The organism is Streptomyces sp. H27-H1 (assembly GCF_026627445.1).
Classification (GTDB): Bacteria; Actinomycetota; Actinomycetes; order Streptomycetales; family Streptomycetaceae; genus Streptomyces.
This window is the reverse complement of the sequence record NZ_JAPNLJ010000001.1, coordinates 340,975-367,398: the sequence shown is the minus strand read 5'-3', so window position 1 is coordinate 367,398 and position 26,424 is coordinate 340,975. Positions and strand designations below refer to the sequence as shown.

17 protein-coding genes, 5 tRNA genes and 1 pseudogene are annotated in these 26,424 nt (G+C 72.8%); 11 read left to right on the top strand and 12 right to left on the bottom strand.

What is annotated here, in order from left to right; all coding sequences use genetic code 11:
• Window positions 1–478: 478 nt before the first annotated feature.
• Window positions 479–1,015, bottom strand: a complete 537-nt coding sequence (locus OTB20_RS01760; RefSeq protein WP_267814681.1) for a MarR family winged helix-turn-helix transcriptional regulator — start codon at window positions 1,013–1,015, stop codon at window positions 479–481.
• Window positions 1,016–1,126: 111 nt separating this feature from the next.
• On the opposite strand from OTB20_RS01760, the gene OTB20_RS01755 reads away from it, so the two are divergent.
• Window positions 1,127–2,413 (top strand): MFS transporter, encoded by a 1,287-nt coding sequence (locus OTB20_RS01755; protein ID WP_267814679.1) that lies wholly within the window; start codon window positions 1,127–1,129, stop codon window positions 2,411–2,413.
• A gap of 65 nt (window positions 2,414–2,478) precedes the next feature.
• Here the strand turns inward: OTB20_RS01755 and OTB20_RS01750 are convergent, their stop codons facing one another.
• Complete coding sequence (locus OTB20_RS01750) at window positions 2,479–4,290, bottom strand: ATP-binding SpoIIE family protein phosphatase (RefSeq protein WP_267814707.1); 1,812 nt, start codon at window positions 4,288–4,290, stop codon at window positions 2,479–2,481.
• A gap of 147 nt (window positions 4,291–4,437) precedes the next feature.
• Window positions 4,438–5,829: an NAD(P)/FAD-dependent oxidoreductase gene (locus OTB20_RS01745; RefSeq protein ID WP_267814678.1), complete on the bottom strand. Its 1,392-nt coding sequence runs from the start codon at window positions 5,827–5,829 to the stop codon at window positions 4,438–4,440.
• A 342-nt stretch (window positions 5,830–6,171) separates the two neighbouring features.
• On the opposite strand from OTB20_RS01745, the gene OTB20_RS01740 reads away from it, so the two are divergent.
• Together OTB20_RS01740 and OTB20_RS01735 are read left to right on the top strand one after the other, a co-directional pair.
• Complete coding sequence (locus OTB20_RS01740; protein WP_267814677.1) at window positions 6,172–6,963, top strand: TetR/AcrR family transcriptional regulator; 792 nt, start codon at window positions 6,172–6,174, stop codon at window positions 6,961–6,963.
• 315 nt (window positions 6,964–7,278) lie between these two features.
• A complete protein-coding gene (locus OTB20_RS01735; RefSeq protein ID WP_267814676.1) occupies window positions 7,279–9,219 on the top strand; it encodes a sigma-70 family RNA polymerase sigma factor in 1,941 nt (646 codons plus the stop codon).
• A 611-nt stretch (window positions 9,220–9,830) separates the two neighbouring features.
• On the opposite strand, the gene OTB20_RS01730 is transcribed toward OTB20_RS01735, so the two are convergent.
• The gene (locus OTB20_RS01730; protein ID WP_267814673.1) at window positions 9,831–12,104 is read right to left on the bottom strand and encodes an asparagine synthase-related protein; all 2,274 of its coding nucleotides are present in this window, start codon (window positions 12,102–12,104) and stop codon (window positions 9,831–9,833) included.
• 645 nt (window positions 12,105–12,749) lie between these two features.
• Here OTB20_RS01730 and OTB20_RS01725 point away from each other — a divergent pair.
• From OTB20_RS01725 to OTB20_RS01710, 4 genes and pseudogenes are all read left to right on the top strand, one after another.
• Window positions 12,750–14,289, top strand: a pseudogene (locus OTB20_RS01725) (sporulation protein).
• Window positions 14,290–14,370: 81 nt separating this feature from the next.
• Window positions 14,371–15,570, top strand: coding sequence for an L-2-hydroxyglutarate oxidase (lhgO, locus tag OTB20_RS01720; protein WP_267814706.1), 1,200 nt, complete (start codon window positions 14,371–14,373; stop codon window positions 15,568–15,570).
• A gap of 98 nt (window positions 15,571–15,668) precedes the next feature.
• Window positions 15,669–16,490, top strand: a complete 822-nt coding sequence (gene trmB, locus OTB20_RS01715) for a tRNA (guanosine(46)-N7)-methyltransferase TrmB (RefSeq protein WP_267814671.1) — start codon at window positions 15,669–15,671, stop codon at window positions 16,488–16,490.
• 43 nt (window positions 16,491–16,533) lie between these two features.
• Entirely contained in the window at window positions 16,534–17,931 is a 1,398-nt protein-coding gene (locus tag OTB20_RS01710; RefSeq protein WP_420716295.1) for a PrsW family intramembrane metalloprotease, read from the top strand.
• Here OTB20_RS01710 and OTB20_RS01705 read toward each other — a convergent pair.
• The 8 genes from OTB20_RS01705 to OTB20_RS01670 form a co-directional block, all read right to left on the bottom strand.
• Entirely contained in the window at window positions 17,882–18,925 is a 1,044-nt protein-coding gene (locus OTB20_RS01705; RefSeq protein WP_267814669.1) for a M23 family metallopeptidase, read from the bottom strand. The two genes, OTB20_RS01710 and OTB20_RS01705, sit on opposite strands and share 50 nt — an antisense overlap.
• A 282-nt stretch (window positions 18,926–19,207) precedes the next feature.
• Window positions 19,208–20,389, bottom strand: coding sequence for a PP2C family protein-serine/threonine phosphatase (locus tag OTB20_RS01700; protein WP_420716294.1), 1,182 nt, complete (start codon window positions 20,387–20,389; stop codon window positions 19,208–19,210).
• Window positions 20,390–20,581: 192 nt separating this feature from the next.
• Window positions 20,582–20,655, bottom strand: a tRNA-Met gene (locus OTB20_RS01695).
• A gap of 215 nt (window positions 20,656–20,870) precedes the next feature.
• Window positions 20,871–20,943, bottom strand: a tRNA-Lys gene (locus OTB20_RS01690).
• 212 nt (window positions 20,944–21,155) lie between these two features.
• Window positions 21,156–23,681 carry a DEAD/DEAH box helicase gene (locus OTB20_RS01685; protein WP_420716293.1) on the bottom strand — a complete coding sequence of 842 codons (2,526 nt, stop codon included), beginning with the start codon at window positions 23,679–23,681 and terminating at the stop codon, window positions 21,156–21,158.
• Between the two features lie 269 nt (window positions 23,682–23,950).
• Window positions 23,951–24,508 (bottom strand): hypothetical protein, encoded by a 558-nt coding sequence (locus tag OTB20_RS01680; protein ID WP_267814667.1) that lies wholly within the window; start codon window positions 24,506–24,508, stop codon window positions 23,951–23,953.
• Window positions 24,509–24,616: 108 nt separating this feature from the next.
• Window positions 24,617–24,991 (bottom strand): fluoride efflux transporter CrcB, encoded by a 375-nt coding sequence (crcB, locus tag OTB20_RS01675; RefSeq protein WP_267757056.1) that lies wholly within the window; start codon window positions 24,989–24,991, stop codon window positions 24,617–24,619.
• Window positions 24,988–25,497 (bottom strand): FluC/FEX family fluoride channel, encoded by a 510-nt coding sequence (locus OTB20_RS01670; protein ID WP_420716300.1) that lies wholly within the window; start codon window positions 25,495–25,497, stop codon window positions 24,988–24,990. Before OTB20_RS01670 ends, crcB begins: the two co-directional genes overlap by 4 nt.
• A gap of 106 nt (window positions 25,498–25,603) precedes the next feature.
• Between OTB20_RS01670 and OTB20_RS01665 the strand changes: the two genes are divergently transcribed.
• The 4 genes from OTB20_RS01665 (at window position 25,604) to OTB20_RS01650 (ending at window position 26,394) form a co-directional block, all read left to right on the top strand.
• Complete coding sequence (locus tag OTB20_RS01665) at window positions 25,604–25,954, top strand: metallopeptidase family protein (protein ID WP_250751922.1); 351 nt, start codon at window positions 25,604–25,606, stop codon at window positions 25,952–25,954.
• Between the two features lie 158 nt (window positions 25,955–26,112).
• A tRNA-Glu gene (locus tag OTB20_RS01660) sits at window positions 26,113–26,185 on the top strand.
• A 39-nt stretch (window positions 26,186–26,224) separates the two neighbouring features.
• Window positions 26,225–26,298, top strand: a tRNA-Asp gene (locus tag OTB20_RS01655).
• A 22-nt stretch (window positions 26,299–26,320) separates the two neighbouring features.
• Window positions 26,321–26,394 (top strand) — tRNA-Phe (locus tag OTB20_RS01650).
• Window positions 26,395–26,424: the final 30 nt, after the last annotated feature.

The window sequence follows — 26,424 nt, the reverse complement described above, 5'->3', positions numbered from 1 at the left end:
CGGCAGAACCGCGACCTCACAGGTCTTTTTCAAAGGAAACTCATCCACCGAAATGGACGGGGTATCAACTTTTGGCGTTGATTTTTGGCACGCTGTTGAGTTCTCAAGGAACGGACGCTTCCTTTGTACTCACCCTCTCGGGCTTTCCTCCGGGCGCTTCCTTCGTTCTTGTGTTTCCGACTCTATCAGACTCTTTCGGGCCTGACTCCCAGTCAGCGGGGTTTGCCTTCCGGGCTGTTAGGCCCTTCCGACTCCCTGAACTCTAGTGGATTTCCCGGGCGATTCATAATCGACCTTCAGGAATGAATTCGGGCATGCCGAATGCGTTCCCAGTGGGAGATCTTGCTGAGTTGGGTGCCGCGACTAGGCGGCGGGATTTATTGTCTCCGAAACATTTCTACTCAGGGACAACTCGAAGAACCATACGGACCCCCGGCTCCCGTGTCAACCCCAGGGTCGGGGCGAGGCCACTACGCGATCAGTGCGGGGATTGGAGGTCCTCTACGCGGTCCAGGAGGCGGGTGAGCATGTCGCCCAGTACGCCGCGCTCCGCCGTGGAGAGGTCCTGCAGGAGGTCCTCTTCGAAGACCGTCGCCGCGCGCATCGCGTCCAGCCACTTGCTGCGGCCTTCCGCGGTGAGCTCCACGATCACGCGGACGCGGTTGTTCTCGTCCCGCTCTCGCGTGACCAGCGACTCCGCCGTCATGCGGTCGATCCGGTGGGTCATCGCTGCCGGCGTGAGGCCCAGCTGCTTCGCGAGCTCGCTCGGGCCCATCCGGTACGGGGCTCCGGAGAGGACGAGGGCCTTGAGGATCTCCCACTCCGCGTTGCTGATGCCCAGGGCCGCGGTCTGGCGGCCGTACGCGACGTTCATCCGGCGGTTCAGGCGGCTGAGGGCCGAGACGACCTTCTCGACCTGGGGGTCGAGGTCCTGGAACTCGCGCTGATAGACGGCGATCTGTTCGTCGAGGCTCGGTTCGTGGACGGGCGTAGTGCCGTCGGGGGTGTCACCCATGGTTCGAAGTATTGCACGAGGCCGTTGGCGTCTAACTCCTTCGGTGTGTAGAGTTAAGGATTGAACTTTAGGTATGAAGTCTTGAGGCTTCAGTAATCAAGGTGGTGAGAAGTGACCAGGGTGATGGGCGCTGCGATGCGGCGGATCCAGGCCGGGAACGCGTTGACCGCGTTCGGTATCGGCTTCACGGTTCCGTTCCTCTATGTCTACGCGGCGAAGGTGCGAGAGCTGGACCCCATGTGGGCGACGGGCGCGTTCATGGCCTTCGCCCTCGGTGCGCTTCTCGCGCTGCCCTTCACCGGGCGGGTGATCGACCGGCGCGGTCCGGTCCCCGTCGTCATCGGTGCGGCCGTCGTCGCGTCGTTCGGTGCGCTGGCGCTCGGGCTCTCCACCGGCGTGGTCTCGATCCTGCTCTCCGCGCTCGCGCTGGGCGCCGGGCAGGCCGTCATGCAGCCGGCGCTCGCCACGATGATCGTGCGGTGCTCGACGCCGTCCACCCGGACGCGTGCCTTCGCCCTCCAGTTCTTCATGCAGAACCTGGGTCTGGGCATCGGCGGGCTGATCGGCGGGCTCATCGTCGACGAGAGCCGTCCCGGCAGCTTCACCCTGCTCTTCGGCATCGAGGCCGTGATGTTCCTGGTCCTGGTCGGGGTCATCGCCACCGTACGGATGCCGCAGGTGCCAGCCATCAGCACCGCGCTGGCCAAGGACGCCGCCCAGGCGGGCGGCGGCTGGAAGCGGCTGATGGAGCACAAGGCCATGGTGCAGTTCTGCGTCCTCGGCTTCGTGCTCTTCTTCGCCTGCTACGGACAGTTCGAGTCGGGTCTCGCCGCCTTCGGTACCGAAGCCGCCGGGATCTCCCCGTCCACGCTCGGTTTCGCGCTCGCCGCCAACACCGGGGCGATCGTGCTCGCCCAGTTCGTCGTGCTGCGGCTGGTGGTGAACCACCGCCGGTCCCGGGTGATCGCGCTCGTCGGTCTGATCTGGACGGTGGCGTGGATCATCGCCGGCTTCTCCGGTCTGGGACACGGCAGCGCCGTCGTGGCCGCCGCCGCGTTCGTGCTCACGTACGGGCTCTTCGGGATCGGCGAGGCCATGCTGTCGCCGACGCTGGCGCCGCTGGTGGCCGACCTGGCGCCGGAGGGCTCCGTGGGCCAGTACAACTCGGCCTTCGCGCTGGTCAAGCAGATGGCGCTGGCGCTCGGGCCGCTCGGGGTGCCGCTGGCAGCGGGTGTGCCGATGCTCTACATCGGGATCTTCGTCCTGGTCTCGCTCGGCATCGCCGGGCTGGCGCTGCGGCTCGGGAAGCAGCTGACGCCGATGCAGGACAACCCGTCGCTGGCCGGGAGCACCGTCGTGGTGAAGAGGGTCAAGGACGCCGAGTCCGTGCCCGCGTAGGCGCGTAGGAACAGAGGTGTGGCGAAGGCCCCGGTCCGGTGGACCGGGGCCTTCGTCGTGTGCGGTTACGGGGCCTTGTCGGGGAGGGCGAACTCGCACCAGACGGCCTTGCCGCCGCCTGGCGTACGGCGGGAGCCCCAGGCCGAGGCGATGGTGGCCACGATGGAAATGCCGCGGCCGGTCTCGTCGGCCGGTTCGGCGCGGCGGCGGCGCGGGAGGTGGTCGTCGCCGTCGGTGACCTCGATGATCAGCCGGCGGTCGGTACGGCGCAGCCTCAGGCGCATGGGCGGGGTGCCGTGCTGGAGAGAGTTCGCGACGAGCTCGCTGGCCGCGAGGACTCCGAGGTCGCACAGCTCCACCGGGAAGCGCCAGGAGGCCAGGACTCCCTGGGCGAAGGCGCGGGCGCGCGGGGCCGCCTCGACGCCGCCGAGGAGTTCCAGGGCCGCGTTGTGGAAGAGCTCGGCGTCGGCGCCGGTGCGGGCGGGCTGCTGGAGGACGAGTACGGCGACGTCGTCGTCGTGGTCGGCGTCGACCCCGAGGGCGCGCATCAGGCGGTCGCAGATGACGGCGGGCGTGCCCTGGGCGCCGGAGAGGGCGCGTTCCAGGGCGGCGACGCCTTCGTCGATGTCCTCGCCGCGGCGTTCGACCAGGCCGTCGGTGTAGAGGACGGCGGTGGAGCCGGGGCCCAGCGCGATGGTGCCCGAGGTGTGCAGCCAGCCGCCGGTGCCGAGCGGCGGGCCGGTCGGGTCGGCGGCGCGGCGGACGGTGCCGTCCTCGTCGCGGACCAGGATCGGGAGGTGGCCGGCGGAGGCGTACGCGAGGAGGCCCTCATTGGGGTCGTGGACGGCGTAGACGCAGGTGGCGATCTGGCTGGCGTCGATCTCGGCCGCCAGTCCGTCGAGGAGCTGCAGGACCTCGTGGGGCGGCAGGTCGAGGCGGGCGTAAGCGCGCACCGCGGTGCGGAGCTGGCCCATGACGGCCGCGGCGCGGACCCCGCGGCCCATGACGTCGCCGATGACGAGGGCCGTACGGCCGGCGCCGAGGGTGATGACGTCGTACCAGTCGCCGCCGACGGCGGCTTCGGTGCCGCCGGGCTGGTAGGTGGCGGCGACGCACAGGTCGTCGGGCTGTTCGAGCTCCTGCGGGAGGAGGGAGCGCTGGAGGGTGACGGCGGCCTCGCGCTGGCGACGCTCGCTGGCGCGCAGCCGTTCGACGGCCTCGGCGTGGTCGGTGACGTCGGCGAGGTGAATAAGGACGCCGGCGTGGGCTTCCGCATCGGCGTCGGATCCGGCGGCGACGTCGGTCCCGCCGGTGTCGACGCCTGTCTTGGGGAACTCGATCGGCGTGCAGGTGACCGTGTACGAGCTGGTGCCGCCGGGCGCCGTGCGGTTCTTGGCGGTACGGGGCTTGCCGCTGCGCTGGACCTGGTCCAGGAGCGGGAGCAGGCCGAGGTCGCCGAGCTCGGGCAGGGCCAGGTGCGCGGGGGCGCCGGGGGCGCGGGCGCCGAAGCCGGCGGTGTAGGCGTCGTTGACGTAGGCGACGCGGTGCTCGGGGCCGTGCACGAGGGCGATGAGGGCCGGGAGGCAGCCGAGGACGTCGCGTACGGAGAGCTCGTCGAGGGAGGGTGCGGGGGCCCCCGCACCGTCGGCGGCGGCCGTGGGGGCCGTGGCGCAACCGGCGGCGGGGGCTGAGCCGGTACCGCGGACCGTGGGGTCGGCGGGGCAGCCGTCCGTGCCGGTCGCGGAATGGCCGGCGGCGCCGCGGGCGGCCGGGACCGAACCCTCGCCCCGTTTTGCCTGGGCGGCGGCGTGTTCGGACCGGGCGGCGGCGCGACGCTGCGTTCCGGGAAACCGGGCGCTCCAGCGCGTGAAGTTCACTGCGTTCAAGCCTCGTGGTGTCGCTCGTGGTCGCTGTGTCACTCGGTGGCGATCGGGTGGCACTCGGATGTCACGCTGATGTCACTCTGTGCAGGTGTGAGCCCACCTATGGTCACACGTCCAGTGTGGGCGGCGGCACTGACAGCATCAGCCTTCGGTCTTCTTCGGGGGGTCCTTGGGGCCTCCGCCCGCCGCGAGTTCGAATTCTGCTCTGGGATGTTCGAGGGACCCCAGCGAGACGATCTCGCGTTTGAAGAGGCCGGAGAGCGTCCACTCGGCGAGCACGCGTGCCTTGCGGTTGAAGGTCGGGACGCGACTGAGGTGATAGGCGCGGTGCATGAGCCAGGCAGGGTAGCCCTTGAGCTTGCGTCCGTATACGTGGGCCACCCCCTTGTGGAATCCGAGGGAGGCGACGGAGCCCGCGTACCTGTGGGCGTACTCGGTGAGGAGTCCGCCGCGCAGGGACGAGACGAGGTTGTCGGCGAGGACCGTGGCCTGGCGGACGGCGTGCTGGGCGTTGGGGGCGCAGGCGACGCCCTTCTCCGGGGCCGTGATGTCGGGGACGGAGGCGGCGTCACCGGCGGCCCAGGCGTGTTCGACGCCTTCGACGGTGAGGAAGGAGGTGCAGGCGAGGCGGCCGCGCTCGTTCTTGGGCAGATCGCTGGCGGCGAGGATCGGGTGCGGTTTGACGCCGGCGGTCCATACGACGGTGCGGGTGGGGAAGCGGGCGCCGTCGCTGAGAACGGCGATCCGGTCCTCACAGGATTCGAGCCGGGTCTCCAAGCGCAGGTCGATGCCGCGGCGGCGCAGTTCGCGGATCGTGTAGGTGCCCATCTCCGGGCCGACCTCGGGGAGGATCCGGTCGCTGGCCTCGACCAGCACCCACTTCATGTCCTCGGGCTTGATGTTGTGGTAGTAGCGGGCGGCGTAGCGGGCCATGTCCTCCAGCTCGCCGAGGGCCTCGACACCGGCGTAGCCGCCGCCGACGAAGACGAAGGTGAGGGCGGCGTCGCGCAGGGCGGGATCGCGGGTGGAGGAGGCGATGTCCATCTGCTCGATGACGTGGTTGCGCAGACCGATGGCCTCTTCCACGGTCTTGAAGCCGATGGCGTATTCGGCGAGCCCCGGAATGGGGAGCGTGCGGGAGACGGAGCCGGGCGCGAGGACCAGTTCGTCGTACTCGATCTCGATGGGGCCACCGCCCTCCTCGTCGGTGGCGAGCGTGGTGACGGTCGCGATCCGGGCGGCGTGGTCGATCTGCCGGGCCTCTCCGATGACGATGCGGCATTTCGGCAGGACACGGCGCAGCGGGACCACGACGTGACGCGGGGAAATGGAGCCGGCCGCCGCTTCGGGGAGGAAGGGCTGGTACGTCATGTACGGCTCGGGAGAGACCACCGTGATCTCGGCCTCGTCGGTTCTCAGCTTTCGCTGGAGCCGGAGTGCCGTGTACATGCCTACGTAGCCGCCGCCGACGATCAGGATCCGCGTGCGGGGCGGGGTACCGGGGGCCGTGCCCCGCGAGTTAGCAGCCTTCACCGTCCCATGACGCAACGTGGCCGGGAGTTTGTCCACAGCCCCGACAAATTGTGTGACCGGAGGGGACGGTGGGCGAGGCCGTCAGGGGGTGCTGATGGAGGGGAAGGCGTGCAGGTCAGGCGGTACGGAATGAGTGATTCCGGGAGGTTGGAACGGAAAATTCGGGGTGAATGCTCCGATCGGGCGGTGGTCCGTCCGGGGCAGCCCCTTCTGAATTGACTCTGGCTCAACTATGTTCGTAACTCGTCGAGGAGTAGGACCGGGCCCACATGACCGTGGCCCCCTCGACATGAAGGCGGGGAGTGTCTCCGGGGGGAGACAAATAATTACCGGGGGATACATATGAACATTTCCGATTTCCATGCTTCTGCCACCGCTCTGTCGTCGGCCGCGGCCGTGACCGACGCCCATGGGCGGCTGATGGCGGGGGGCGCCACCACGCACGGCGTGGGCCGCTCCACACCGCTGCGCGTCGACGCCCAGCGCAACCTCGAACACGTACTGCGGGCCGCCCGCGAGGTCTTCGGCGAGCTCGGCTACGGGGCTCCGATGGAGGACGTCGCACGGCGTGCGCGGGTCGGCGTCGGCACCGTGTACCGGCGGTTCCCGAGCAAGGACGTCCTCGTCCGGCGGATAGCCGAGGAGGAGACCTCCCGACTGACCGAGCAGGCCCGTACGGCTCTCGGCCAGGAGGAGGAGCCGTGGCAGGCGCTGTCGTGCTTCCTGCGCACCTCCGTGGCCTCCGGCGCCGGGCGGCTGCTTCCTCCGCAGGTACTGCGGGTCGGCGGCCCCGATGAGGACGGGGCGGACGACGAGGCCGCGCGGGTTCCGCACCAGCGTCAGGCCGTCGTGGTCGGCGGGGCGCCCGACCTGCGGGTCGTCGGCACTTCGCGGACCGGCCTGGACGACGAGCCCTCGGAGGACGCGGGCGCGGGAGAGCTGCTGGAGGTCGTCGGCCGCCTCGTGGACCGGGCCCGGGAGGCCGGTGCGCTGCGCGCCGATGTCACGGTGGCCGATGTGCTGCTGGTGATAGCGACGGCAGCGCCCGCGCTGCCCGACGCGGCGCAGCAGGCGGCGGCTTCCGCGCGGCTGCTCGACATCCTGCTCGAGGGGCTGCGGTCCCGGGCGGTGTAGTTCGGGGTGCGGTGCAGTTCGGGGGCGGCCGGTGCGGGGCGTCGGCCGGTGCGGGTTGCCCGGGACGTGTGGTTCGCGGACCGGGTGGCTCGTCGGTTGGGCGGCTCGTCGGTTGGGCGGCAGGGCCTGTGCCGGTGGCGGTCGTCAACCGGATCCTTCATGTGACCTCTCGCTCGAACGGGTGAGGCTCCGTACGGTGATTCGCCGGAGCCTGCCCGGACGAGTGGATGGTGTGCAGACCGGTTCGGCGCGTGCCCGCCGTGTGCCACGCTGGATCGGTGTACCGGTTGAGTGGGTCGTGCGGGGGCTTCCGCGATGAGCGTTGACGGTCGGGACGAGCCACACGGTGGCGCCGGCGGCGAAGTCGAGGCGGGCAGCCTGCCCGCAAGGCAGGTCCCGGCGCAGCGCGAACCGGGCGGCCGGCACGCCGACGGGTCGAGCAAAGAACTCCCGCCCTCCGACGGGGACTTGATCGCCCGGATGCGCGGGGGCGACGACGGGGCCTACGAGGAACTGTTCCGCCGCCACTCCGACGGCGTGCGCCGCTATGCCCGTACCTGCTGCCGCGACGGGCACACCGCTGACGATCTGACGGCCGAGGTGTTCGCGCGGACCCTCCAGGCCGTACGGGGCGGGGCGGGTCCGGACCAGTCGGTGCGTGCCTACCTGCTGACCACCGTGCGCCGGGTCGCCGCCGCCTGGGCGAAAACGGCGAAGCGGGAGCACCTGGTCGAGGACTTCGCGCTGTTCGCGGAGCAGGCCTCCGGCTCCCGGGACGGCGCGGTCGGACTGACCGGGGACGACACCCTGGAACTCGGCGCCGATGTGAGGGCCATGCACGCGGCCGAGCAGACCCTCGCGATGCAGGCCTTCCGGAGCCTGCCCGAGCGTTGGCAGGCCGTGCTCTGGCACACCACCGTCGAGGAGGCTTCGCCGAGCGCGATCGCCCCGCTCTTCGGGCTGAGCCCGAACGCCACCGCTGTCCTGGCCAGCCGGGCCCGCGAGGGCCTCAAGCAGGCCTACCTCCAAGCCCATGTGAGCACCGCGCTGAGCTCCGGCGGGGACTGTGCCCGGTACGCCGACCGGCTGGGGGCTTACGCCCGCGGGGGTTTGCGGATGCGGGCCGAGCTGGGGCTGCGCAAGCACCTCGAAGAGTGCGCCCAGTGCCGGCTCGCCATCGGGGAGCTCAAAGACGTCAACGCGGGGATTCCCGCGCTGCTGCCGGTCGCCGTCATCGGATGGTTCGCCGCCGGGTACGCGGCCAAGGCGGCCGGAGTGGTGGCCGGCGGGGCCGTCGCCGCGGGCGGTGCCGGGGCCGCTGCCGCAGCCGCGGGCGGGTCGACAGCCGGGGCCGGAACTGCCGGAGCAGGGGCTGCGGGGGCCGGGGCCTCTGGTGGAGCCGCCGGTGGGGGCGGAGTCGGCGGAGCCGTGGCCTCGGAGGGGCTGGGGCTGCCGGCCAAGGCGGCCATCGCCGCCGGGGTCGTGGTGGCCGCGGCCGCCGGGGTGGTGTTCGCACTGGCCGGTGACGACGCCGCGCCGCTCGTCCGCGCGAACCCGGCGCCCAGCGTGGCCGTGCCGGTGCCCCGGGGTTCCGCGCCCGCCGTGCGGGAACCGGGCCCGTCGCAGGCGCAGCCGCCGGCGGCACGAGGATCCGTACCGCCCCCGAAGGCGAAGAAGCCGCCGGTGGCCGTCGCGCCGGCCGCGCCGGAGCCCTCGCGGAGCCCTGCGCGGTCCTCCCCCGCTCCGAGTCCCAGTTGGGCCACGCCCCGTCCCACACCGCCGCCGAGGCCGACGCCAACCAAGCCGACGCCGCAGGCCCCGCAGGGATTTCGGCTCTCCTCACTGGGGCAGTCCGCCTACGGGTCCCACGACGGTCCCGAAATCGAGACGTGGCGGAGCAGCTGGGTGTGGCAGCGCTGGGGGCCGCTGATCGGCGGACAGCGCTTCTCGCACGGCATCACCGTCAGCTCCCGTTCCTCCGTGGAAATCACCCTCAACCGGAGCTGCGTCCAGTTCTCCGCGCGGGCCGGTGTGGACGGGATGTCGCTGCTCACGGACGGCACGGTGCGCTTCTCCGTGTACGCGGACGGGCAGCGGCTGTGGCGGTCCCGGGCCCTGGGCCACCAGGACCGGGCGGCGAGCGTGTCCGTCCCCCTCTCCGGGCACAAGACGCTGCGCCTGGTCGTGGAGCGCGCCGAGGGCGGGCGCCTGCCGACGCTGGCGACCTGGGCCGACTCCGTCATCAGCTGCCGCTGAGCCCGGCGACGGCGGCGTTGGTGGTGGCGGTGACGAGCGCCGCCGCCCCGGACGGGGAGAGTGCCGCACCCGCTGCTTCCTCGCGGGCGTGCGCCGCGGCTCCGCCGAGGGCGGTGCTCGCGCCGGGAACTCCGCCAGGGCCATGGTCTCCGGGACCGGGCGCGGGTTTCCCGCGCGCCAGGCGGTGGCGGCCGCGAGGACCGTACGGCCTCGGCCTGGTGCCCGGCGGCGGCCGGCAGAACGGCTGCGGACTCGGCGACGGACGCGAGGACCCGCTCCGCGCAGCATCCGGCGACGGCGTCGGCGTCGGGTCCGGCGTCGGCCAGCGTCGGTGCGATCTTGGCCAGGCCTGCCATCGGGCCCGTCTTCGTGGGCGGGGAGGATGCCGTCGATGTTGCCGGGCCCGGCGGTGAGCTGTCGAAGTCACCGGCGCAGAAGGAGGTCTCGGCGATCCGGACGAGCGCGAAGGGGGCTCTATGTGCGCCCCCACCTCGCGGATGAGGCGCAGGCACTGCTCGTACCCCGTGCGGGCGGCGGCGTACCGGCCTCGGGAGAGGGCGAGCTCGCCGGAGGTGCTCGCGACCTGGGAACGCGGGAGGCGAGCCCCCGCGTCAGGACAGGGCCGGGCGGCGGAGGGGGACGCCTGTGGGGACCGCTCGGCGGCGGGGGGTGGTGGTGCCGGTCCAGCAGGTGCCCCGGCGGGCGAGGAGGCGGCCCAGCCACAGTTCCATCGAGACGAGTTCGGCGAGGCCGTCGAGCGGGACCGGGCGGCCGTCCGCCGCGTCCAGGAGGGCCTGGCGGACGACCCGGGCTTCGATCAGGCCCGCGTCCGCCAGGAGCGGGGAAGTGAAGAGGGTCAGGAGGTGGGGGAGGGCCGCGCGCAGGCCCAGGCGGGTCGCCGATTCGTTCGGGGCGTGGTCCGTGGCGCCCCACCCCGGGGGGAGTTCCCGGACCCCGGCGGAGGACAGGACCCCGCGCAGGACCGCCGCCCGTGCGCCGGGCTGCACGCGCAGTGCTTCGGGGAGGGCCCGGGCGGCCCGTACGACCTGGTTGTCCAGGAAGGGGGCGTGCAGGCGCTGGCTGCGGACCTCGACGGCCTGTTCGAAGACCCGGTGGTCGGCGGCGTGCCTGGCCAGGACGGCGCGGGCCCGGGCTTCGCCGGGGCGCAGCGAGAGCGGGGGGCGACCCGCGGCGGCGGTGAGGCGGATCGATACCTCGGCCAGTGCCTCGCCCGTCAGCCAGGCCGCCGCGGGGCCCGGCCGGGACCAGGTCAGGGCGGCGAGCGAGGCGTCCACCGGGGAGGAGAGGCCTGTGGCGGGGACTCCGTCGCGCAGGCGGGCGGCCGCGGCCTCCATGCCTGCGCGGTACGGCGTACGGGCCAGGCGGCGGGCCGCCGAGTACACGGTGAGGGGGACGAGGAGGGAGTCGCCCGGGGCCGAGCGGGCGAGGGCCAGGGTGGGGCGCAGCAGGTGGCGCCGGCGCCGGTCGAGCAGGAGGTCTGCGAGCCGGGCGGGGTGGGCGTCGAGGACCTGGCGGGCTCCGTGGCCGGTGAAGTGGTCGGCCGAGCCGGATGCGAGGCGGCGTCGCTCGCGGGCTGCGAAGACGAGGGAGGGGCCCGGTTCGTCGGTGAGGGGTCCGTCGAGGTCGGCGTACGGAAGGGCTTCCTCGGCGGCGGCCACGACCACGTGGTGCAGGCGGGGGTCGCAGGCGATGGCGTGGGCGCGTTCCAGTTCGGGTTCGCGGCCCTGGGGGGTGGCCAGGTCGTTGAAGGTGAGGGCGAGGAGGCGTTGCCCGGTGCCGCCGAGCAGGGCGCCCGGTGCCCCCGGGAGGCCGGCCGCGAGGAGGGCGAGGGTCGCGGAGGCGCTTCCTCCGGAGAGGTCGGCGCCGACTCCGGGGACGGGCGCGGGGGCGCCGCGCGCGGCTCGCCGGTCGGCGGGACCCATGCCGGGGACGGGCCCGGGGTCGTAGGGCAGTGTCTCGGGAGCATGCCGGGGAGCCGTGAGCCGGGCGCGCACCGCGTCGACCAATGCTTCCCGTACGCCCTCCACCGCGTGCTCGGGGTCGGCTTCGGGGGCGGCCACCGCCAGGGAGGCCACCGGTTCGTAGCCGGTGATCTCCCGCGAGCCCTCGCGCAGGATCAGCGCGTGGCCGGGCGGGATGCGGCGTACGCCGACGTACGGTGTGCCGTCGCCCAGCGCCTCCGGGCTGTCGGGGCAGGCGAGCAGGGCGGCGAGATGGCCGATGTCGAGCTGCGCTTCGATCAGGTCGGCGAGCGGGAGGGCGGCGGTGGCGTAGGCGGTCCCGCTCGCCCAGGGCGTGTAGAAGACGGGCCGGGCACCGGCCAGGTCGCCGACGACGGTGATGCGGCGGCCGGCCTGGACGACCGCGGTGTAGCTGCCGGGCCATTGGGTGAGGTGGCGCAGCGCGCCGCCGCGGGCGGCGTAGAGCGCGCGGCGCAGTTCCTCGTCGGTGGCGCCGCAGCAGCCGAGGACGGCGAGGCGGGTGAAGGGGTCCGCGGGATCGGCGGTGAGGGTGCGGATCTCGTCGGGGCGCCAGTCTCCGACGGCCCAGAGGGGGTCGGGGTCGCCCCAGAGGAGCTGGGCGCCGACGGGGACCACCGTGCGGTCGGCGTGGGCGGCGCCGGGTTCGTCGGGGTGGCCGGCGTCGGCGAGCCCGCCGCGGACCGGGCCGTCGCCCCACGCGTCGGGGCCGGGGCCGGATCCGTAGCCGGATCCATGGCCCGTGCCGGATCCGTAACTTGAGCCGGACCCGCGGCCCGAGCCGTACGCGCCCTGGTCAAAGGCTCGTGCAGCACCTCGTCCCGCGACCCGTCCGGCCGTGCCGAAGCTCGCGGCGATACTGCTCCAACCCACCAACCAGCGCACCGCCGCCTCCCCAGCCCGTGGGCACCTGACCGGGGTGCGAACCGCGCGGCCGGCGCCCTGGGCGCGGCCGGAGGGACCCCGGGTGGCTCGGGTCCATGCTGCCACGAGACAGGCGTGCGAGAGTGGTTAAGGGGGGCGCATGTATAAACGAACACGCCTCGGACATGCGGTATTTGGCGTTCCGTTCCGACCGTCCCATAGGTCGGTTTCGGCCATTCTTCGGCCGTACTGAGAGCCCTGCGCGGACCCCTTCGGGGCCGCCTCCCGGGCCTGCCCGGCGGAGCGCGGTCCGGGAGGCGGGATCCACCCCCCGGACCGTTCCGCCACCCGCGGGGATTGGGGCAGCGGCATCCCCCGGCCCGCCCGGTCACGCGGCGGGCCGACCCACGCACCGCACATCGAATCGCCGGGCCCACGGAGCGGCCAGAGCGCACGGGCGGGCGCACAGCCACACGGGCGGAGCACGCGCTGACACGTGCGCCCCGGCCCCGGGTCCCTGCCCGACTGTGCATACGGACAACAATCCCGCCATACGGAACAGGGGGCCTTAACGCTTGGGAGGCGGGGAACTACGCTGGGTTTACGAAATGCCGGGCGCCTATGCCCCGGCGGCGTCTGCGTTCCGCGTGTGACGAGGGGTGGCGCATGTCCAGGGAGCTCCGCGAGCCCAATGAGAAGCTCGGCGCCGTCCTCGCCCTCGCGGGCATCAGCAACGCCGGGCTGGCCCGCCGGGTCAACGATCTCGGCGCTCAGCGGGGTCTGACCCTTCGGTACGACAAGACCTCGGTGGCCCGGTGGGTGTCGAAGGGCATGGTGCCGCAGGGCGCCGCCCCGCATCTGATCGCGGCCGCCATCGGCGCGAAACTCGGCCGGCCCGTGCCACTGCACGAGATCGGGCTCGCGGACGCCGATCCGGCGCCCGAAGTGGGGCTGGCCTTCCCGCGCGACGTGGCCGCCGCCGTGCGTTCGGCCACCGACCTCTACCGGCTCGACCTGGCCGGCCGGCGCGGGGGTGGCGGGATCTGGCAGTCGCTCGCCGGTTCCTTCTCCGTGTCGGCGTACGCGACACCGGCCTCGCGCTGGCTGATATCTCCCGCCGACAGCTCGGTGGCGCGCGAACCGGCGCCGCGCGAACCGGTGCCGGCCGCGGGGGGGCGGGGCGGCGCGGGCCGGCCTGCCGGCGCCGCCGCGCGCCCATGTCGGGGGTGTGCCCGCCCAGCCTCCGGGTGAAACGCGCCCGCCGCCCGCGCCCGACCCCGGGAGCCCGCAGCGCGTGGGCCACAGCGATGTGACCAAGCTGCGCGAGGCCGCCGAGGACGCCCGCCGCTGGGACTCCAAGTACGGGGGCGGCGACTGGCGTTCCTCGATGGTCCCCGAATGCCTTCGGGTGGACGCGGCGCCACTGCTGCTCGGCGCCTACACCGACGAGGTGGGCCGCGCACTCTTCGGGGCGACCGCCGAACTGACCAGGCTGGCCGGCTGGATGGCCTTCGACACCGGGCAGCAGGAAGCGGCGCAGCGCTACTACATCCAGGCGCTGCGCCTGGCCCGCGCCGCAGCCGACGTACCGCTCGGCGGGTACGTGCTGGCCTCGATGTCCTTGCAGGCCACGTACCGGGACTTCCCGGACGAGGGCGTGGACCTCGCGCAGGCCGCCGTCGAGCGCAACCGGGGCCTGGCCACCGCCCGCACCATGAGCTTCTTCCGCCTCGTCGAGGCCCGGGCGCACGCGAAAGCGGGCGATTCGGCGGCAGCCGGGGCCGCGCTGCGGGCCGCCGAGGGCTGGCTGGAACGGGCCCGGGACGGCGACGCCGATCCGACCTGGCTGGGCTTCTACTCGTACGACCGCTTCGCCGCGGACGCCGCCGAGTGCTACCGGGATCTCAAACTCCCGCTCCAGGTACGGCGTTTCACGGAACAGGCACTGTCCCGCCCGACGGAGGAGTACGTACGATCACACGGGCTGCGGCTCATCGTGAGCGCGGTGGCCGAGCTGGAGTCCGGGAATCTCGACGCGGCGTGCGCGGCGGGGACCCGGGCGGTGGAGGTCGCGGGTCGGATCTCGTCCGCGCGGACGACCGAGTACGTACGGGACCTCCTGCACCGGCTGGAACCGTACGGGGACGAACCGCGCGTCGCCGAACTGCGCGAGCGGGCCAGGCCTCTGCTGGTGACCCCGGCATAGGCCCCGCGTGGCCCCGTTGTCAGTGGCGGGGTGCACTATGCAGGGGTGGGAGGTGTCAGTGTGGGCGGCGGCGTGGGCGGCATGGGCAGGCTGGACTGCGATGTGCTGGTGATCGGCGGCGGGATCGTCGGTTTGTCGACGGCGCATGCCCTCGCCGGGCTGGCTCCCGGGACCCGGGTGGTCGTCCTGGAGAAGGAGGACGGCCCCGCCCGGCACCAGACGGGCCGCAACAGCGGCGTGATCCACAGCGGGATCTACTACAAGCCGGGCTCCCTCAAGGCGCGCTTCGCGGTGCGCGGCGCGGCCGAGATGGTCAAGTTCTGTGCGGAGCACGGCATCCCGCACGAGGTGACGGGCAAGCTGATCGTCGCCACCGAGCGGGACGAGCTGCCGCGGCTGCACGCGCTCGTACAGCGCGGCCGGGAGAACGGCATCCCGGTACGGGAGCTCGGGGCGACGCAGATCGCGGAGTACGAGCCGCAGGTGCGCGGGCTCGCCGCGATCCACGTCGGGACCACGGGCATCGTGGACTACGGGCGGGTCTCACGGCAGCTGGCGGAGTCCTCGGGCGCGGAGATCGTCTACGGCGGCGCGGTCGAGCTGATCTCGCGCCGCGCGGCCGGGGTGGCGGTGCGGACGAGCACCGGTCTGGTGGTGCGCGCACGGGTCCTGGTGAACTGCGCGGGACTGCAGTGCGACCGGATCGCGCGGCTGGCCGGGGACGACCCGGGGATGCGGATCCTGCCCTTCCGGGGCGAGTACTACGACCTGGCCCGGCCCGAGCTGGTGCGCGGGCTGGTCTATCCGGTGCCGGACCCGGCGTTCCCCTTCCTCGGCGTCCACCTGACCCGGGGCATCGGCGGCGGAGTCCACGTCGGACCCAACGCGGTGCCGGCGCTGGCCCGCGAGGGGTACGGCTGGGGCGTGGTCCGGCCGCGGGACCTCGCGGACGAGCTGGCCTGGCCGGGATCCTGGCGGATGGCCGCGCGGCACTGGCGGTACGGAGCGGGTGAGGTGCGGCGGTCGCTGTCCAAGGCGGCGTTCGTCGAGGCGGTACGGCGGCTGCTGCCGGCGGTGCGCGCGGAGGATCTGGTGCCCGCGGCGGCCGGGGTGCGGGCGCAGGCCGTGCTGCGGGACGGGACGCTGGTGGACGACTTCCTGATCCGGGAGGGGGAGCGGACGGTGCACGTGCTGAATGCGCCTTCGCCGGCGGCGACAGCTTCGCTGCCGATCGGGCGGGAGATCGCGGGGCGCGCGCTCAAGGCCCTGCGGGCGGCGTAGGCCACGGTCAGGTGGCCGGCCACCGCCCGGAGGGGCCCGCGGGCGAGCCCGGCGTCAGCGCGTGCCCGCTCACCGGCCGCGCGTAGAATCCGGGGATTGTGTCTGAGTCACTGAGCCCCCAGAATCCCGCCTCCGAGCCCGCGCCGGAGGCTGCCCGTACCTACGTGCCGCCGAAGTGGCGTACCGAGCCGCGGTTTCCCGACGGGCCCGCGCCCGATCCGGCCGGGTCGCATCACGAGCGGCGGATCCGCAGCTTCCAGCCCCGCCGCAGCCGGGTGACCACCGGGCAGGGCGAAGCCCTGAAGCGGCTCTGGGGGACCTGGGGGCTCGACATCCACGGGCACGAGGTCATCGATCTGGAGAAGATGTTCGACGGGCTTCCCGTCGTGCTGGAGATCGGCTTCGGCATGGGCGAGGCCACCGCTCAGATGGCCGCCGCCGACCCGGGCACCGGGATCCTCGCCGCCGACGTTCACACCCCCGGGCAGGGCAACCTCCTCGCCCTCGCCGAGCGGGAAGGCCTCACCAACGTCCGCGTCGCGAACGGCGACGCCATCATCCTGCTCCGCGAGATGCTCCCCCCGGAATCCCTCGCCGGGCTCCGCGTGTACTTCCCGGACCCCTGGCCCAAGGCCCGCCACCACAAGCGGCGCCTGATCCAGCCCGAGTTCCTCGCGCTGGCCGCCACCCGCATGGCACCCGGGGCGATCCTGCACTGCGCGACCGACTGGGAGCCGTACGCCGAGCAGATGCTCGAAGTCCTGACGGCCCAGCCGGAGTTTCAGAACACGCAGGCCGACGGCGGTTACGCGCCCCGGCCCGGCTTCCGGCCGCTCACCCGCTTCGAGGGTCAGGGCCTCGACAAGGGGCACCTCGTACACGACCTCCTCTTCAGGCGCACAGGTAACACGGAGAACTGACAACATCACTCCGCGTGTCGGGTCCGCTCGGTAGAGTCATCGCGTGTCCCGAGCGACCCGGCCGTTGCGGCTGCTGCGCCGTGTGCCGCGCACGTCCGGCGCCGTGCGTACGTACGTGCTCGTCGTGCTGCTCGGCTTCTGCGGCATCTCCATCCTGGAACTCGTACGCGAACAGACCGGTACACCCGGCTTCTTCGTCGGTCTGGGCCTGGCCCTGCTGCCGGTGGCCCCTCTCATGGCGGCGTTCCACTGGGTGGGGCGGGCCGCGCCGCATCCGTGGCGGCAGTTGCTGTTCTGCTTCGGCTGGGGGGCGTGCGCCGCTGCGCTGATCGCCATACTGGCCAACAGCTTCGCCACCCAGTGGATAGCCGCCGCCACCGCCGACCCCTCCGATGCCGACCAGCTCGGTTCGGTGGCGATCGCCCCGGTGGTCGAGGAGAGCGCCAAGGCGGCCGCCCTGCTGCTGGTGTTCCTGTTCAGGAGACGCCAGTTCAGCGGCCCCGCCGACGGTTTCGTGATGGCCGGTTTCACCGCCATCGGCTTCGCCTTCACCGAGAACATCCTCTATCTCGGCAACGCCTTCGACGAGGACGTCGCGAACGGCACCGGGGTGCTCAACTCCGTGACGGCGGCGACGTTCTTCGTCCGGGGCGTCATGTCCCCGTTCGCACATCCGCTGTTCACCGTGGCCACCGGCCTCGGTTTCGGCGCCGCCGCGCTCACCGCGCGCCGAACCCGCCGGATCGGCCTGCCGCTGCTCGGCCTGGCCTCGGCCATGGGGCTGCACGCACTGTGGAACAGCTCCTCGGACCTCGGCGAGTCCGGGTTCTACGTGGTCTACGGCTGCGTGATGGTCCCGGCGTTCGGGCTGCTGGTCTGGCTGGCCGTGTGGATACGGCGCCGCCGGCTGCGGGCCGTCGCCGGGGAACTCGCCGTGTACGCGGCCGCCGGCTGGCTGAGCCCGGCCGAGGTGCCCGCACTGGTGTCGATGCCCGCGCGCTCCCTGGCCCGCGCACTGGCCCGGAGCACCGGGGGCCGTCCGGCGGGACGGGCGGTCGCCTTGTACGGGGCCGATGCCGCGGCCCTCGCTCTGCTACGTCACCGGGCGCGCAGCGGCGGCTCGGCCCGGGAGCCCGACTTCGCGGGCCGGGAGCGGGAGTTGCTGCGCCGGCTCTGGCTGCGCCGCGCGACGGCGGGCCCGGCGCTGTCCCGGGCGGCGGTGCTGGAGGAGCTGCTCCCGCCCTGGTTCGACCCCCTGGGCCCGCTCGACGGGCCGGGCCCGGGGCACGTACCGCAGGACCGGAGGCAGGTTCCGCCGGACCGCGGGCCCGCACTGTCCGCCCTGCCGGCGCCCCGGAGGCCCGGGGAGGCGGGGGCCGCCGGGCCGGGTTCTAGACGTTCAGACCCCGTGCCGTCAGCCAGGCCAGCGGGTCCACGGTAGCGCCGCCTTCGCGCACTTCGAGGTGGAGGTGGGGGCCGGTGACATTGCCGGTCGCACCGACCCGGCCGATGGTGTCGCCCGCGCCGACCGACCCGGCGGTCACCGACATCGAGGACAGGTGGCAGTACCAGATCTCGGTGCCGTCGGGGAGTTCCAGCACGATGCGGTAGCCGTACGCACCGGACCAGCCGGCCGAGGTGATCTTGCCGGAGCCGACCGCCTTGACGGGAGTGCCGGTCGGGGCGGCGAAGTCGAGGCCGGTGTGGTGGCCGGAGGACCACATCGAGCCGGAGTCGCCGTAGTGCGAGGTGAGGGTGTAGGCCGAGGTGGGCAGGAAGAAGGAGCCGGCCGACCGGGCGGCACGCTCCGCCTTCGCCTTGGCCTCGGCCGCTTCCTTGGCCGCCTGCGCCTCGCGGGCTTCCTCGGCCGCGGCCTTCTCGGCCGCCTCGGCCGCCGCCTTTTCGGCCGCCTCCTTGGCGGCCTGGGCCTCGCGGGCCTGGGTGGCCGCGGCCTCTTGCGCCACCCGCTCGGTCTCGGCCCGCTCCTGGGCCGCGGCGGCCTCCTGCTGGGACTCGGCCTGCTGGAGGATGCGGCTGCGCAGCAGTTCGCCCGCGTCCGAGCGGCGGTCGGCCCGCTGCGGGAAGATCCCGGTCCGCGCCGGCGCCTCGGCCGCGTCGGCGGCGGCGTCCTGGTCCGCGCCGCCCAGTGCCTCCGGCAGGGAGGGCAGGGAGGGCAGCAGCGGCAGGGAGGGCAGGGAGATGGCGACCTGGGGCCGGTCCTGCGCGGTGGCGATGCCGCTCGCGCCGACCGCGGCGATCACGCCGACGCCGAGGACGGTGGAGGAACGGGCCAGTCCCCCGCGCTGCTTGAGCACGCGGTGCTTGCCGCGGGGCGGCCGGGCCGAGTCCTCGGTGGGGTTCCACTCTCCCCAGGCTCCGGCGGTGGGCTGCTCCGGGGCTTCTATGCCTTCATGGGCAGGCGAGTTGGAGGCCACCGGGGCACACTCCTCATGGGCGAGCACGCGCACGGTGCCGTCTCTTGCGACGGCGGGGACGACCGCTCTGCGTTATCGAACGGTAATAGAGAAAGGGGAGTGATTCCAAGCAGTTGCGATTGATCGTTAATGACAATCAGCCACCGAGTGCCCAGCTCTGGCCAGGACTTATCGCAGCATTCAGTGACCAACCGGGGCAAACAACGGCCCCCTCCCCTACCTCTCTCGCCACATCTTCACAATGATGGTCCGTCAGAATGCTTGCCGAGCGCGCCCCCGCGGTCACGCTCCGTCCCCTTTCGGGACCACCGGCACGGTTCGCCGCCGGTCCGGCTGCCCCGCACCCGGTCTGGCCACCGCCAGGAGGGCCATGTCGTCCGTCGCGGCGCCGCCCGTGTGGCGGCGGACATCGTCGGCGAGCGCGCTCAGCAGCTCGTCGGGCCCGGAGAAGACCCGCCCGCGCAGCCGGGCCGCCGGATCATAGAAGGCCCCCGCCCCGTCCCGGGCCTCGGTCAGCCCGTCCGTATAGAGGAGCAGCGTCGCCCCCTCCGGGAAGGACCACTCCTGGGCCCGGTCCGGCCAGCCGCCCAGGTCCCCCATGCCGAGCGGCAACGCCGGCTCGGCGGGGGACAGCTCCACGAGGTCCCCGTTCGCGTACAGCAGCAGCGGCCCGGGGTGGCCCCGGTTGACGAGCCTCAACAGGCCTGCCCCCAGCGGGATCTCTCCGAGCACGCACGTCGTGAACCCCTCCACCGCGTCCAGGCTGCCGCGCCAGGCTCCCTCGCGGGCCAGCGCCAGCTCCAGCCGCCGCGCCACCCCCTCCAGCGAGGGCTCGCTCTCCGCCGCCTCCCGGAACGCCCCGAGCACCACGGCGACGGCCTCGACCGCCCCGAGCCCCTTCCCCCGCACGTCACCCACCGCGAGGCGCACCCCGTACGGGGTGTCCTGCACGGCGTAGAGGTCGCCTCCGATGAACGCGTCGGCCTGCGCGGCCTCGTAGGAGGCGGAGACCCGCAGGCCCGCGATCCGCTCGGCGGGCGTCGGCAGTACGGCGCGCTGGGCGGCCTCGGCGATCCCGCGTGCGGAGGCGAGCTGCTCCGTACCGCGCCGCACGACGATGTTGATCAGCGAGGCCAGCCCGCAGACGGTCAGGACGGTGGCCAGCTCGGTCATGGCCTCCACCTTGAAGGTGGTGCCGTTGTAGATGTGCAGCACGATCACGGCGAAGGTGGCCGCGATCCCGGTGATGACCGTGCCCCTCAGCGTGAACAGCGGGGCGGCGATGAGGGGGGCGGCGGAGAAGAAGGGGGAGCCCGTGAAGCTGGGCGGGGTCAGCACGTCGAAGAGGAGGCCGAGGGCGATCAGTGCGGCCGGGAGCGTCTTGACGACCCGGCGGACCACGGCGCTGCCGGCGACCGCGTCGAAGACGCGGTCGCCCCTGCCCTGCCGGCCCAGCCCCACCACGCTGCTCTCCCTGCCGCCCGGTCCGCCTCGCCCCCCCAAGGCTGGCGGCAGGAGGGCCCGTACGGCGACCCGGACGGGACCGTTCGAGTGACGCGGAAGAGAACGCGGAAGGGGACTGGGGAGAGGAGCGGAAGGGAAGGCGGATACGACGAAGGCCCGGCCCCCCTGAGGGGACCGGGCCTTCGTACTGAGTAGCGGGGGCAGGATTTGAACCTACGACCTCTGGGTTATGAGCCCAGCGAGCTACCGAGCTGCTCCACCCCGCGTCGGTAAACCCAACTCTACGCCATCCGGGGGGAGGCCTCCGCCAATTAACGTCCGCACCACCCCCGACGGGCACATCGCCGCAGGTCAGAGGCGTAAAACCGGCCCGTCGGCAGCGTCGCCGACCCCCGTGAGCGGACCGGGCCGCACATCCCTGACTGCCCCTCAGGACACAAAAGCGCCCCACCCGGAGGACCGGGTGGGGCGCTGTGAGCAGTAGGCCATGTCGGACTCGAACCGACAACCAACGGATTAAAAGTCCGCTGCTCTGCCAATTGAGCTAATGGCCCTCGGCGTGCTCACCCCAGAGCATAGCCGCAGAGCGCGGGACAGCCGATCGCATATCGGTCCTCCGGCCCGGTGATGTCTGCCCGGTCGTCAGCGCCCGTGACGTCTGGCCGGTCGTCAGCGCCCCGTACCCGTGGGCGGAACCCCAACGCGACAGGGCCCCTACGACGAGTGTCGTAGGGGCCCTGTCAGCCGCTCAGTTCAGCGACGGGTATTAGTCGTTGCGCTTCCAGCGGGGCTTGTCGTCGCGGCGGCCGAAGGAGGAGCCACCGGTCGAGCCGGAGCCGGAGGGGCGGTTGTCGTCGCGGCGGCCGTAGGGGCGGTCGCCGCCCGAGGGACGGTCGTCGCGGCGGAAGCCGCCACCGGTCGGACGGTCGCCACCGGAGCGGAAGCCGCCACCGGTCGGACGGTCGCCACCGGAGCGGAAACCGCCACGGTCGCCACCGCGGTCGTCACGGTTGAAGGTGCCCGACGGACGGTCGCCACCGGAGCGGAAACCGCCACGGTCGCCACCGCGGTCGTCACGGTTGAAGGTGCCCGACGGACGGTCGCCACCGGAGCGGAAGCCACCACGGTCGCCACCGCGGTCGTCACGGTTGAAGGTGCCCGACGGACGGTCGCCACCGGAGCGGAAGCCACCACGGTCGCCACCGCGGTCGTCACGGTTGAAGGTGCCCGACGGACGGTCGTCGCGGCGGAAGCCACCACCGGACGGACGGTCGCCACCGGAGCGGAAGCCACCACCCGAGGGACGGTCGCCACCGGAGCGGAAGCCACCACCGGACGGACGGTCGCCACCGGAGCGGAAGCCACCACCCGAGGGACGGTCGCCGCCAGAGCGGAAGCCACCACCGGACGGACGGTCGCCACCGGAGCGGAAGCCACCACCGGACGGACGGTCGCCACCGGAGCGGAAGCCACCACCGGACGGACGGTCGCCACCGGAGCGGAAGCCACCACGGTCGCCACCACGGTCACCGCGGTCGCCACCGGAGCGGAAGCCGCCACGGTCGCCACCGCGGTCGTCGCGACGGTCGCCGCCACGGTTGTCACGGCGCTCGTAGTTGCCACGGTCGTCACGGCTCTGGAACGCGGGGCGCTCCTCCGCGATCGCCTCGGTCTGGGCGGCAGCCGCGACCTCGGCCTCGGCGGCCTCGGCCACCTCGGCGACAGCGGCCTCGGGGTCCTCGCCACGCTCACGCGCGGAGCGGGCGACCAGGCGGTCGGCCTCCTCGCGGAGCTCGACGGCGCGGCGCGAGGAGCGCTCGAGCTGCTTGGTGAGGTCGGCGACCTCGCGCTCGGCCTGCTTCGCGGCGTTGTTCGCGGAGTCGGCCTGGACCTGCGTCAGCGAACGGGCACCGGTGATCTCGGCGACCTCCGGGTCGAAAGCGCCGACGCCCTGGACGATGTGGCGCGAGGCGTCCACGCCCGCGTCCTCCATCAGGCGGAAGATCTGGCGACGCTGGTGCGGCAGGGCCAGGGAGACCACGACGCCCGACTTGCCGGCGCGGGCGGTACGGCCCGAGCGGTGCAGGTAGTCCTTGTGGTCGCCGGCCGGGTCCACGTTCAGGACCAGGTCGATGCCGTCGACGTGGATGCCGCGGGCGGCGACGTCGGTGGCGACGAGCGCGTTGACGTAGCCGTCCTTGAAGTCCGCGAGGACGCGGGTACGGGCGCCCTGCGTCATGCCGCCGTGCAGCGCGTCGGCCTTCACGCCGGACTCGATGAGCTGCTCGGCGATGCGGTCGGCGCCCAGCTGGGTGCGGACGAAGATGATGGTGCGGCCCTTGCGGGCGGCGATGGCGGCCGTGACCGGCGCCTTGTCCTTCGGCTTCACGACGAGGACGTGGTGCGTCATGGTCGTGACGTTGCCCTGCGCGCTGTCGACCTCGTGCGTGACGGGGTTCGTCAGGTAGCGCTTGACCAGGGTGCCGATCTCGTTCTCCATGGTGGCGGAGAAGAGCATGCGCTGGCCGCCGCCGGGGATCTGGTCGAGCAGCTCGGTGACCTCGGGCAGGAAGCCCAGGTCCGCCATCTGGTCAGCCTCGTCGAGGACCGCGACCTGGACGTTCGCCAGGGAGCAGGCGCCGCGGTTGATGATGTCGCGCAGGCGGCCCGGGGTGGCGACGAGAACGTCGACACCGCGCTCCAGAGCGAAGATCTGGTTGCTCATGGAGGTACCGCCGCAGACGACCTTCATCTTCAGGCCGAGGACGTCGCCGTAGGGCTGGAGAGCGTCGGCGACCTGCATCGCGAGCTCACGCGTCGGCGTCAGGATGATCGCGCGGGGCTTCTTCTTCTCGGTGTGACCGCCGGCCAGCGAGGCCAGGGTCGGCAGACCGAAGGAGAGGGTCTTGCCGGAGCCGGTGCGGCCACGGCCGAGGATGTCCTTGCCGGCCAGGGCGTCCGGGATGGTCGCGGCCTGGATCGGGAAGGGCGCGGTGACGCCGTTCTGGGCGAGCTTGCGCACGATGCCGTCCGGCAGACCGAGGTCGCTGAAGGTCAGGGTGGGCTCGGCGTCTGCGTCGGCGTCTTCGGCCTCGGCGTCGTCGAAGTTTTCGGTGGAGTCTTCGAAGGACTCGTCGGACTCGTGGTTCGTCACGTCGGCCTCGAGGGCCTCGATGATCTCGTCGGCGACTACGGCCTCGATGGCCTCGGTGACCGCAAGGGTCTCGGCGTCGACGATCTCGTTGGAGTCGTTCTCGGGCATGACGGAACGGTCAGAACTGGAAATGGACATGCGAAATGCGAAACCTCTCGGAGTCTCGGCACGCGCCCAAACTCCGTGAATCGCAAATCGACCGCCTCAATGCGGTCAGCCACGGTTGGGGAGAGTACGCGCCACGCGGCGCTCTTCGGAGTCGGCGCCGGGCAATGGGATCAAACGATCTATAACCATACGCACCCTCCCCGGGGTCTGGCAAGTCCCTCCCCCGAAGAAGGCGCTGACCTGCGAAAACACCATCCGCGCCAGACCCCGGGGGGGCACCCCGGCGACTACCCCGAGGCCTAGGGCTGGCCGCCCTCCGCGCCGGTCGGCTCCGGCTGCGGGGGCTCCGGCGTCGGTGTGGGTTCCGTCACTGGCGGCGGGGTGACCGGCGGGGCCGGAGTCGGCTCCTGCGGGGTCGGGGAGGCGGGCTGGCCGCCCCCGGAGGAGGAGCCGCCCGCTCCGCCGGAGCCCGACCCGGAACCGCCCGCGGAGGGCTGGGGTCCCTGGCCGCCCGCTCCGCCACCCGGACCGGCCGAGGGCGAGGGGGCCCCGGGCGGACCGGCCGGCGCGCCGGGGCTGGGGGAGGCCCCGGCCGCGCCGGCGGTGGTCCCGGGGCCGCCGGCCTTGCCGTCCTGGTTCCCCGTACCGCCCTTCGAGCCGTGGCCGGAGCCCTGCGTCCCGGCGGTCTTCCCGGACGCGGAACCGCCGCCGGACTTGCCGCCCTGGGCGCCCGTGGAGGCGGAGGGGCCGGGCTTCGCGGCGTCCTCCCCGACACTCATGCAGCCGGCGGTCGCCGCCACCGCGAGGGCGGCGACGGCGAGTCGGAGGGGTCGCAGGGAAGCGGACAACTGGCGCACGGGGCACCTCCGGAACACAGGCAAAGGTCCGCAGTGAGCGGGTCAATGTGCCCAACTCCCTCTGCCCCGTAAGAGACACGCCCCAGGGGGGAGACGGGTGGCGCGCTCTCAGGCGAACAGTTGTCCCGCCACCTGATGTCCCAGCGTCACCCCGCCCAGGCCGACCAGCACCGACGCCGCCACGTTCGCCACCGCCAGGAACTTCCAGCCCCGCTCGGCAAGCCGCAGCGTCTCGTAGGAGAACGTCGAATAGGTGCTCAGCGCCCCGCAGAGTCCCGTACCGAGCAGCAGGCTCAGCCGCGAGGAGGCGGCCCCGTCCAGCACCGCCCCGGTCAGCGCCCCCAGCACCAGGGAGGCGGCCGCGTTCACCACGAAGGTCCCCCAGGGGAAGACCGAGTCGTGCCGGGCCTGCACCGCGCGGTCCGTCAGGTACCGCAGGGGCGCCCCGACGGCCGCGCCCACCATGACGATCAGCCAGTTCATCCCCGCCGCCGTCCCGGGCCGTGTCCCGGGCCGTGTCCCCGGCCGTCGCCGACCGCGCGCCGGGTGATCGCGGCCGCCGCCCACACCGCGCCCAGCGCCCCGGCCACCGTGAGCCCGGCGTACGCCAGCGCGGTAACGGCCTCACCGGCGTCGAGCAGGCGCGCGAAGTCCACCGCGTAGGTGGAGAAGGTGGTGAATCCGCCGAGCACCCCGACCCCGAGGAAGGGGCGTACGAAGGGATGCGCCGACCGGCCGCCCTCGCTGATCAGCACCATGAGGACGCCGATCAGCGCGCAGCCCGCCACGTTGACCCAGAAGGTGCCCCACGGGAAGGCTCCGGGCGCGGCCGGCCACAGCAGCGCCACCCCGTACCGCGCCGAGGCGCCCACGGCGCCGCCCGCCGCCACGGCCGCGAGCACCCGGCGCTGTGGTTCGGCGCGCTGCGCCGGCACGTGGAGGTCGACGTCCGGGTCGATGGCCTCGGCCCCCTCCGCCGGCCGGGTCATCCGCACCCCGCTTCGCATGTAGCCACCGGGCCATTCTCGCGCGCCGGGTCCCGGCCCGCCGTAAACGGGCCGCCCCGATCGCGCCGCGGCACGGGAGAATGGCCCCGTGCTGGAGATGACGCGAGACGCGTTCGAAGAGCTGGTGGCCGAGGCGCTGGACTCGATCCCCGAGGAGCTGACCCGGGTCATGGACAACGTGGCCGTGTTCGTGGAGGACGAGCCCGCCTCCGACGACCCCGAACTGCTCGGCCTCTACGAGGGGACCCCGCTCACGGAGCGCGGCGAGTGGTACGCCGGGGTCCTGCCCGACCGGATCTCGATCTACATGGGGCCGACCCTGCGGATGTGCGAGAGCACGGATGAGGTGGTGCACGAGGTCGCCGTGACGGTGGTCCACGAGATCGCCCATCACTTCGGCATCGACGACGAGCGGCTCCACGAACTCGGCTGGGGCTGACCCCCCGGTCCCATGCACGGCGGGCCGGGTCCCGGCCCGCCGTGCGGCCGTCCGCAGTACCCGGGACCCGCCTGCGGAAACCGTTTTGGCGATCGCCGCCGGGATCCCATATGCTTCTCACGTCCCCGACGCGCTGGAAAGTGCCCGGCGGGCCTTTAGCCCTCATCGTCTAGTGGCCCAGGACGCCGCCCTTTCAAGGCGGTAGCACGGGTTCGAATCCCGTTGGGGGTACGCAAAACTGTGTGCGAGACTTGTTCTCGCACATTGCAAGGACCTGTGGAGCAGTTGGTTAGCTCGCCACCCTGTCAAGGTGGAGGTCGCGGGTTCAAGTCCCGTCAGGTTCGCTGAGACCGGAAACGGTTTCGTGGCTGGGTAGCTCAGTTGGTACGAGCGATCGCCTGAAAAGCGATAGGTCGCCGGTTCGACCCCGGCCCCAGCCACCGCGAAGTGAGAAGGCCCCGTCCCTCGGA

Excerpts from the sequence above, each read along its gene's own strand:
- OTB20_RS01760 (WP_267814681.1), bottom strand. The coding sequence starts at position 1,015 with ATGGGTGACACCCCCGACGGCACTACGCCCGTCCACGAACCGAGCCTC.
- OTB20_RS01740 (WP_267814677.1), top strand. The coding sequence starts at position 6,172 with ATGAACATTTCCGATTTCCATGCTTCTGCCACCGCTCTGTCGTCGGCC.
- OTB20_RS01735 (WP_267814676.1), top strand. The coding sequence starts at position 7,279 with ATGAGCGTTGACGGTCGGGACGAGCCACACGGTGGCGCCGGCGGCGAA.
- lhgO (WP_267814706.1), top strand. The coding sequence starts at position 14,371 with ATGGGCAGGCTGGACTGCGATGTGCTGGTGATCGGCGGCGGGATCGTC.
- OTB20_RS01685 (WP_420716293.1), bottom strand. The coding sequence starts at position 23,681 with ATGTCCATTTCCAGTTCTGACCGTTCCGTCATGCCCGAGAACGACTCC.
- crcB (WP_267757056.1), bottom strand. The coding sequence starts at position 24,991 with ATGAACTGGCTGATCGTCATGGTGGGCGCGGCCGTCGGGGCGCCCCTG.
- OTB20_RS01670 (WP_420716300.1), bottom strand. The coding sequence starts at position 25,497 with ATGACCCGGCCGGCGGAGGGGGCCGAGGCCATCGACCCGGACGTCGAC.